The organism is Bradyrhizobium sp. INPA03-11B, assembly GCF_040446015.1.
Lineage (GTDB): Bacteria > Pseudomonadota > Alphaproteobacteria > Rhizobiales > Xanthobacteraceae > Bradyrhizobium > Bradyrhizobium macuxiense_A.
On sequence record NZ_JASGSR010000208.1, the window covers coordinates 1 to 8,200 of the forward strand.

Genomic DNA, 8,200 nt, shown 5'->3' on the forward strand with positions numbered 1-8,200 from the left:
CAGGACATTGAATCGATCCCGATCGGAGACGTCCTTTCAATCTATCTCGATACAGAACCGGCCAAGCTTCGCGATCGTTTCAAAGTCACGGAAGATGACGAAGAGACAATTGCCTGCATTCGCAAATTCAAGAAGCGAATCGGGCGGTTGAACGATTGGTGGGGCGCGAAAATGCTTTCTGAAATTGATGGCGAGCAGTGCCGGAGGTTCGCAAGAGAGCGCGGCAACAAGGGCGGCTCAAGGCGAGATCTCGAGGATCTGCGCGCCGCCATCAATCATCATGCAATCGAAGGCGATCATCGAGGGATCGTCAAGGTCACATTGCCCGATCTGCTCTCATCGAAAGCGTCTCGGCTTCGTACTGCGCGTAGCGGACGGACAAGCACCCAGTCAGGCGCTTATGCTGTGATTCTACTTTGCTCCACAAAGCGCCTATCGGTGCGCGCCCGGTTAAGCCTCTTCCGCTCAATCCTGGATTCGGCGGCTCGATCGCATAAGGGTGACAGTCTATTTGAGCCAGGCGACCGGCGCGTCGATATCGAGATTTGCCAACTCGTATCCTCGCCTGAAGTCGACGATATGTTTCTCCATCCAGGATCGTGCGTCGGCGGCGTCGCGCCGGCTGAGTGCCTGCAATATCTTTTCATGAGCAAAGACAAGGCGTTCTCCGGCATTCAAGCGCGAGAACACGTTCAGGAACGCTGGATAGAACAGTTGGCTCATCGGCTCGCGGCTGAGCTGCAATGCGCGATTGCGCGACGCGCGCGCTATGATCTGATGAAATTCAATGTCGAGCTCGACCAGGCTCCGTTTGTCTTCAAAGGCCGCTTTGGTCTGATCGACGTTGGCCTGCAGGGCTGCCAGCAGATCATTGTCAATTCGATCGGCGGCGCAGACGGCAAGGGCCGGCTCGAGAAAGCTCATACTCTCCCAGAGCTCGAAGAAGGTGATCTCATGGAGTACAATGGCGGCTGTCACCTTGTCCGAAATGTCGGCCTCACGCGGCGCGGTGACGTAGAGAAGCTTGCCCCCGTCCTGGCGACGGACGAGACCGTTTTGCTCCAGGACTCGGATCGCCTCCCGCACCGTTGATCTGTGAACGCCAAAGTCGGCCGCCAACGTCGTTTCTGCCGGCACCCTGTCGCCGACAACCCATTCGCCGGACATGATTTTGGTTTGGATACTACGGACCACTGTCCGGTAAACGGGTTCGCTTCGGGGCGCTATTGCTCCCGTATCCTGGTCAGCAAGCATTTTTAGTCCGACAATTGTCTCTGGGCCTCGCGGCGACAAGTTCGGCATTGTAGCACCTGTGACCGGTATTGATCTACAATTGTTCGCCAGGAATTGACAAAGGCTGAAATCTCTCCAATTATTGTCCGACAATAAATTGTCGGACAATAATTCGGGGAGGAAGTCTGTGCGTTACCTATTGGCGGCGTGCGTCGCGATTACACTCCATCATGCGACGCCTGCATTCTCGCAGGTGTCGAACGACGTGGTGAAGATCGGAGTTTTGAACGATCAATCCGGGCTCTATTCCGATCTCAGCGGGCCCGGATCTTCGGTAGCAGCGAAGATGGCTGTCGAGGATTTCGGCGGTACCGTCCTTGGGAAGCCCATCGAGCTTATTTCGGCAGATCACCAGAACAAGCCCGACGTCGGCAGCACCATCGCGCGGCGCTGGATCGACACCGAAAAAGTCGACGCGATTGTCGATGTGCCGCATTCCGCTACGGCTCTGGCCGTACTCAGCGTGACACGGGAGAAGCAGAAGGTTCTGCTGCTCTCAGGCCCCGCCTATGTCGAATTCACCGGCAAGGATTGCTCGCCAACGACGATCCACTGGACCTATGACAGCTATGCGATGGCCAATGGCACCGCGCGTGCGATGGTCAAGCAAGGCGGCGACAGCTGGTTTTTTCTCACAGGAGACAATGCGGGGAGCCATTCTCAAGAGCGAGAAGCGACGGCATTCGTGCAGAAGGCTGGAGGCACGGTGCTCGGAAGCGTCCGTCATCCGCTGAATACGTCGGACTTCTCGTCATATTTGCTGCAAGCCCAGCAGTCCAAGGCCAAGGTGATTGGGCTTGCAAATGCGGGCGGCGACACCGTCAATGCCATCAAGCAGGCGAACGAATTCGGCTTGGTGCAAGGAGGCCAAAAGCTCGCGGGCCTCCTGATGTTCATCACCGACGTCAAAGCGGTCGGGCTCGAACAGGCAAAGGGCCTGGTCATCACCGATGCCTTCTATTGGGACGCAGACGACCGTACGCGGGCATGGTCTCGCCGATTCATGAAGCTACACAATGGACGCGCGCCAACCTCGATCCAGGCCGGCGTATACAGTGCTGTCCTGCACTATCTGAAGGCCGTGCAGGCGGCCGGCACCGACGAAGGAGTAGCGGTTACTGCCAAGATGAAGGAACTGCCGGTCCGCGACTTCTTTAGCGACGACTACCGGATTCGTCAGGACGGCCGCCTGGTACGCGACATGTATCTGTTGCAGGTGAAGGCGCCGGAGGAATCCAAGGAGCCGTGGGACATCTTCAAGGTTCTGGCACGAATTCCCGGCGACGAGGCGTATCGACCGATGGCCGAGGGCCATTGCCCTCTCGTCAAGTAAGGCCGATCGCGGACTAGCCGCCAGAAAGGCTCGGTACGTCGTACGCGACGACCAGAACGCGCAACCGATTCTGCAGGAGATGTGTCGTTGTGAACGATCTTGATTTCAATGGAAAAACAGTTCTGGTGGTCGGTGGATCGAGCGGCATTGGCAATGCGATCGCGCAGGCGTTCCGTCGGCGCGGCGCTGCCGTTCACGTCTGGGGCACGCGCGCTGCAGCGTCGGACTATCGATCCGACGGCGGCTCCGATCTGACTGGATTGCATTACGCGCAGATGGACGTCGGCGACTTCGATGCGATCACCGCCTCTGCGCCGCCCTTCGATCGGCTCGACGTGTTGGTGCTTTCGCAAGGGATCGTTCTCTACAATCGGCGCGAATTCGAACCCAAAGGCTTCCGGCACGTCATCGACGTCAATCTCAACAGCCTGATGGTCTGCAGCCTCAAATTTCATGATCTGCTGAGGGCGAGCGGCGGCTCACTCATCATTCTCAGTTCGATGGCCGGCTTCCGTTCGACCAAGGGCAACCCCGCCTACAATGCCTCGAAGGCCGGCGCGATCGGATTGACGCGCACGCTGGGAGAGGCATGGGCTGAGGACGGCATCCGCGTCAACGGCATTGCGCCGGGGCTTATCGAGACCAAGCTGACCAAGGTCACGACCGATCATCCGAAGCGGCGCGAGGCGACGGAGCAGCGCGTGCCGCTGAAGCGGCTGGGACAGCCGGACGACATCGCCGGCACGGCGCTGTTCCTTGCCTCGCCGCTGGCATCCTACATTATCGGCCAGACCATCGTGGTGGACGGCGGCCTGACGCTCGCCTGAGCGCTAACGTTCACCGCGTGCCGCGAACGCGCGCGTATTCACGGTCGCGCAGCTCGCGACGCCGGATCTTGCCCGTGATTGTCATCGGCAGTTCGGCGACATATTCGATCGCCCGCGGATATTTGTAAGGGGCGGTGACCGACTTGACGTGGTCCTGCAATTCCCGCGTGAGTTCCGCCGCGGGCGTCACGCCGTCGCGCAGAACCACGAAGGCCTTCACGATCTCGCCGCGCTCTTCGTCGGGGCAGCCCACCACCGCGCAGGACTGGACCGCCGAATGCTCGGCCAGCGCATTCTCGACCTCGATCGGACCGATACGGTAACCGGCCGAATTGATGACATCGTCGGAGCGTCCGCGATACCAGAAGTAACCGTCAGCATCCTTCTCGGCGCGGTCGCTTGTCAGAAACCAGCGCCCGTCTGGACCGTCGATAAAGCAGGCTTGCGTCCTGTCCGGCTCCTTCCAGTAGCCCTGCATCAATTGCGGATTCGGCAGCTTGAGCGCGAGATCCCCTTCCTGGCCCGGCGGCAGGCGATTGCCGCGCCCGTCGACCACGTCGAGATCGGAGCCCGGTGAAGGCCGCCCCATCGAGCCATAGCGAACCGGCTCGCCCGGATAGTTCAGCGCCACCATCAGGGCCTCGGTCTGGCCATAGGCCTCGTCGATCCGGATACCGGTGGCGCGTTCCCAGCGCTCGGCGACCACCGGATTCATGGCCTCGCCGGCGGTCACGACACGCCGCAACCGCCCCAGATCACTCCGCGACGCCACCTCGTTCACGACTTTCGACAGCTCAGTGCCAGGCGCACAATAGACTGTGACCTGATGCTTGCGCAGCAGTGCCGGACGATCCTTGGGAATGAACGAACCGTCAAAGATGAACGAGCACGCGCCGCAGCTTAGCGGACCAAAGATGATGCTGGTTCCCGCCTTGCTCCAGCCGGTGTCGGCCGTGCACCAGATCACCTCGCCCGGACGCAGGTCGAGCCAGTAAATCGCCGACACCCGCCATGCGTAAATGGCGTGCGCGGCATGCACAACGCCCTTCGGGTGGCCGGTCGAGCCCGACGTGTAGTACATGATCGCGGGGTCGTCCGCATGGACGATCGCCGGCTCGGCGGCATCAGAGACGCCCGCCAGCTCCTTGTCCCAAGCCAGCCACCCGGGAACGATGCCGAGGGCGATGCGCACCGGAATCGCCATTTCCACTGCGGCAAACTTGGCGGCCTGCTCGGATCGACAGATCACGGCCTTCACCTCGGCATTGCTCACGCGGTATTCGAGATCCCGCGCGGTGAGCATCTCGATGCACGGGATCGGCACCGCACCGATCTTCATGATTGCGATCAACGAGATGAACCATTCCGGCAGCCGCGGCAGCATGACGAGGACGCGATCGCCCTTCTCCACACCGTTCGCCCGCAACACATTGGCCAGCCGGTTCGATAGCCGCGACAGGTCTGAATAACTATAGGTGCTGGTGTCGCCGGCCTCGTCCTGCCAGATCAACGCCGGGCCATCATGCTCGCGAGCCCAGCGGTCGACGATATCGGCGCCGAAATTGAAGGTGGCTGGAACGTCCCAGCGAAAATTCGCACGCAGCGCCTCATAGCTTTCCGCGCTCGGCTCTTTGATTGGTGTCCAGATATCTCGCATTTTGGTTTTCCTCCCGCTTGGTGCGGTTCTTGTTCTTTGGTGGCGCCGGCGTCTTGCGATCACCTAGTTCGCATCTTGCGTCAGAATGCGTCGCCCGATCGCCCATCGATGCACTTCGGAGGGACCGTCGTAGATACGGAAGGCGCGGACATCGCGATAGAATCGTTCGACAACCGTGTCACGCGTTGTTCCCAATCCACCCAGGATCTGCAGCGAACGGTCGGCAACGCGAGCAATCGCCTCGGAACAAATCACCTTCGCCATCGAGCTTTCGCTGGACGCCCGATTCCCGTTGTCGAGTACCCATGCCGTGTGCCAGATCGTCAGCTGCGCCAGGTGAATGTCGATCGCGTTGTCGGCGAGCATGAAGGAAACTCCCTCATGCTCGCCGATAGGCTTTCCAAAGGCGGTACGACGGCGCGCGAATTCGGTCGCGATCTCCTGCGCGCGGATTGCCGAACCGAGCCAACGCATGCAGTGCGTGAGCCGCGCCGGCGCGAGACGAACCTGCGCATACCGAAAGCCCTGCCCGACCTCGCCAAGCACAGCGTCGGCAGGAACCCGGAGTTCATCGAAGCGAACGACTGCATGGCCCCCGACAAAACTCGAATCGATCGTGTCGAGTGTGCGCTCGATCCTGATGGCTGGATCGGACATATCGGCAAGGAACATCGTAGCGGCACCTTCGGTCTCGTCACCATGCGCCTTCGCCATGATGATGGCGAACGCCGCGCCTTCGGCGCCGGTGATCAGCCATTTCTCGCCATTGATGACCCAGTCACTGCCGTCGCGGCGCGCCGTTGTCCGCAACTGGGCCGGATCGGATCCCGCACCGGGCGCCGGCTCCGTCATGCAAAAGCAGGAACGCACCGCGCCGGTTGCGAGCGGCTGCAGATAGCGCTCGCGCTGATCGGCGCGCGCCACGACATCGAGGAGATGAATGTTGCCCTCGTCGGGCGCAGCGCAATGCAGTGCAACCGGTCCCAGCATGGAGTAGCCGGCCGCGGTGAATACGGCCGCGCGGCCGATATGGGACAGATGCTGACCGCCATATTCCTCTGGCGCATGCGGCGCAAAGACACCGGCCTGGCGCGCAAGTGCGTTCAACTCGCGGCGCAGGTCATCGGTCGGGCCGTGAGCTGTCCAGCGCTTGTCCTTCTCGAACGGAACGACCTTATCCCTGACAAACGCCTTCACGCGTTGCGCCAGTTCCGACACCTGCGGCGGCAGTGAGAAGTTCATGTCGAGCTCAGCCATAGTTAACCTTCAGATCCGTTTGAGACGTCGCGCGCGATTAAGAGAATATCTTCGCCGAGAGCCGCGAAATCAGCATAGCGGTCGTCCTTCACCGCCCCATTCACCCATTGGCGGTGCAGCTGCAGAAACACGATCCCGAGCTTGAACAGCGCCAGAACGCGCATCGCAGTCAAGTCGCCGATATCGGTTCCCGTCAGTGCAGCATAACGCTGCGCAACCCTGGCGCGCCGCCAAAATCCAGGATTCGTCGTCGGCATCTGCCGAAGGCGACGCAACGCCGGCGGATCATTCGGCTCGGCCCAATAGCTGAGCAGCGTCGCCAAATCGAACAGCGGGTCTCCCCGCGTTCCCATGTCCCAGTCAACCAGCGCGACCGGCGCCAGCGTTCGTGGCTCGAGGATGAGATTGTCGAGCTTGAAATCACAGTGAAGCAGCGTCGGCGACCGTGACCTGAACGTCTGCTGCAACAGCCAGTGTGAACTTTCGCGCATTAGTGCCTGCAACGCGGCTCCGTCCGCGACCAGCGCCCCGCGCTTCGACCACCCTGCAATCGCGCGCCCGACGAATCCTTCGGGCCGGCCGAGATCTTCCAGCCCCGCCTCGCGCGCATCGACGCTGTGGAGCGCCGCCAACGTCGCAACCAGCATTTCGGAAAGAACATCGGGAGCATCCTCGCGCCCTTCCAACTGCGACAGGTCGGCCCCGCGGATAACGAGGCCGGCGCGATACTCAATCAGTTGAAAGGGAACGCCGATGACGCTGATGTCGTCGCAGTAATGCAGGCCTCTCGGCACGAACGGGAGGGCATCGGAAAGTCGTGAAAGAATACGATACTCGCGCGCCATGTCGTGCGCACCCGGCGGCAGGTCGCCATCTGGCGGACGACGCAAGACAGTCGGCTGTCCGTCCACAGCGACGAGGTAGTTGCGATTGGCAAGGCCACCAGCAAATCGTCGGATCGGCTGCGAGAGATCGAGGCTCATGCCGCAGCCGTTCAAATAGCTCGCAAGCCGAACCCAATCGGACTGCGCACTATCCGCAGGCGCCATCAATTCCGAGCTTGCCAGTTTCGATCGGGCGACCTCCAAGTCCAGGCTCCAAAATCTGTATTATTGTCCGACGAAAATACGCATCTCAGAAAGCGACGTTGGGGTCAATACCTAAATATCTCGCAGTTTTACTCTAAAAACAGCTTGCCGAACGTTTTATTGTCGGACAATAATTGTCTGAGCTAGGTCCCGATCGGGTCCGACAGCAGTGAACCCAAGGGCGCGATCATGACGACATCTCCGGCCGACCGCCGCGACCAAGCGGTCGTCATCCCTCCCGGTGCACTGGCCATGCTGCGCCAGCCATCAGTGCATTACGGCGCACGCGCCGAAGACGCGGTCGAGCGGCTGGCTCGGGACCACGGCTCCGCCCGCATTTTGCCGATCGTCACGTCGTCATTGTGTGGCAATCCGGTTGTCGAAGCCACGCTCAAGCGTCTCGGACCTTCGGCGCTCCCGGCCTTCTCCGACCTGAAGCCGCACACGCCATTCGACGTCGTGCTCTCGCTCATCGAAACGATCGAACACCAAGATCCTGACTTGATCATTGTCTTCGGTGGCGGGAGCGCAATCGACGCCGTTAAGATCGCTGGCCTTGCGGCGGGTGCAAGAGTTCGGGATCGGGTCGCATTGCTCGGGCTACGTTCGGTGCCCGACAGTCTCGGAACCTCGCGTCCCTCGCCTGGAGCGCGCAATATTTCGATCATCGCTGTACCGACCACGCTTTCGGCGGCTGAATTCGGAATCATCGCCGGCGCGACTGACGTCGAAACCGGGCTAAAGC

7 protein-coding genes are annotated in these 8,200 nt (G+C 60.8%); 3 read left to right on the plus strand and 4 right to left on the minus strand.

Annotated features, from left to right (window positions below):
* Positions 1–507 precede the first annotated feature (507 nt).
* Positions 508–1,302, minus strand: a complete 795-nt coding sequence (locus tag QMZ05_RS39540; RefSeq protein ID WP_353705679.1) for an FCD domain-containing protein — start codon at positions 1,300–1,302, stop codon at positions 508–510.
* A gap of 184 nt (positions 1,303–1,486) precedes the next feature.
* Between QMZ05_RS39540 and QMZ05_RS39545 the strand changes: the two genes are divergently transcribed.
* Both QMZ05_RS39545 and QMZ05_RS39550 read left to right on the plus strand, forming a co-directional pair.
* Positions 1,487–2,626: an ABC transporter substrate-binding protein gene (locus QMZ05_RS39545; RefSeq protein WP_353705680.1), complete on the plus strand. Its 1,140-nt coding sequence runs from the start codon at positions 1,487–1,489 to the stop codon at positions 2,624–2,626.
* Between the two features lie 89 nt (positions 2,627–2,715).
* On the plus strand, positions 2,716–3,453 hold the full coding sequence (locus tag QMZ05_RS39550) for an SDR family oxidoreductase (protein ID WP_353705681.1): 738 nt from the start codon (positions 2,716–2,718) through the stop codon (positions 3,451–3,453).
* 10 nt (positions 3,454–3,463) lie between these two features.
* On the opposite strand, the gene QMZ05_RS39555 is transcribed toward QMZ05_RS39550, so the two are convergent.
* From QMZ05_RS39555 to QMZ05_RS39565, 3 genes are all read right to left on the minus strand, one after another.
* A complete protein-coding gene (locus QMZ05_RS39555) occupies positions 3,464–5,110 on the minus strand; it encodes an AMP-binding protein (RefSeq protein ID WP_353705682.1) in 1,647 nt (548 codons plus the stop codon).
* 63 nt (positions 5,111–5,173) lie between these two features.
* Complete coding sequence (locus QMZ05_RS39560; protein ID WP_353705683.1) at positions 5,174–6,367, minus strand: acyl-CoA dehydrogenase family protein; 1,194 nt, start codon at positions 6,365–6,367, stop codon at positions 5,174–5,176.
* A 2-nt stretch (positions 6,368–6,369) separates the two neighbouring features.
* The gene (locus QMZ05_RS39565) at positions 6,370–7,455 is read right to left on the minus strand and encodes a phosphotransferase family protein (protein WP_353705684.1); all 1,086 of its coding nucleotides are present in this window, start codon (positions 7,453–7,455) and stop codon (positions 6,370–6,372) included.
* 189 nt (positions 7,456–7,644) lie between these two features.
* Between QMZ05_RS39565 and QMZ05_RS39570 the strand changes: the two genes are divergently transcribed.
* Positions 7,645–8,200: iron-containing alcohol dehydrogenase (locus tag QMZ05_RS39570; RefSeq protein ID WP_353705685.1), on the plus strand; the 556-nt coding region annotated here is incomplete at its 3' end.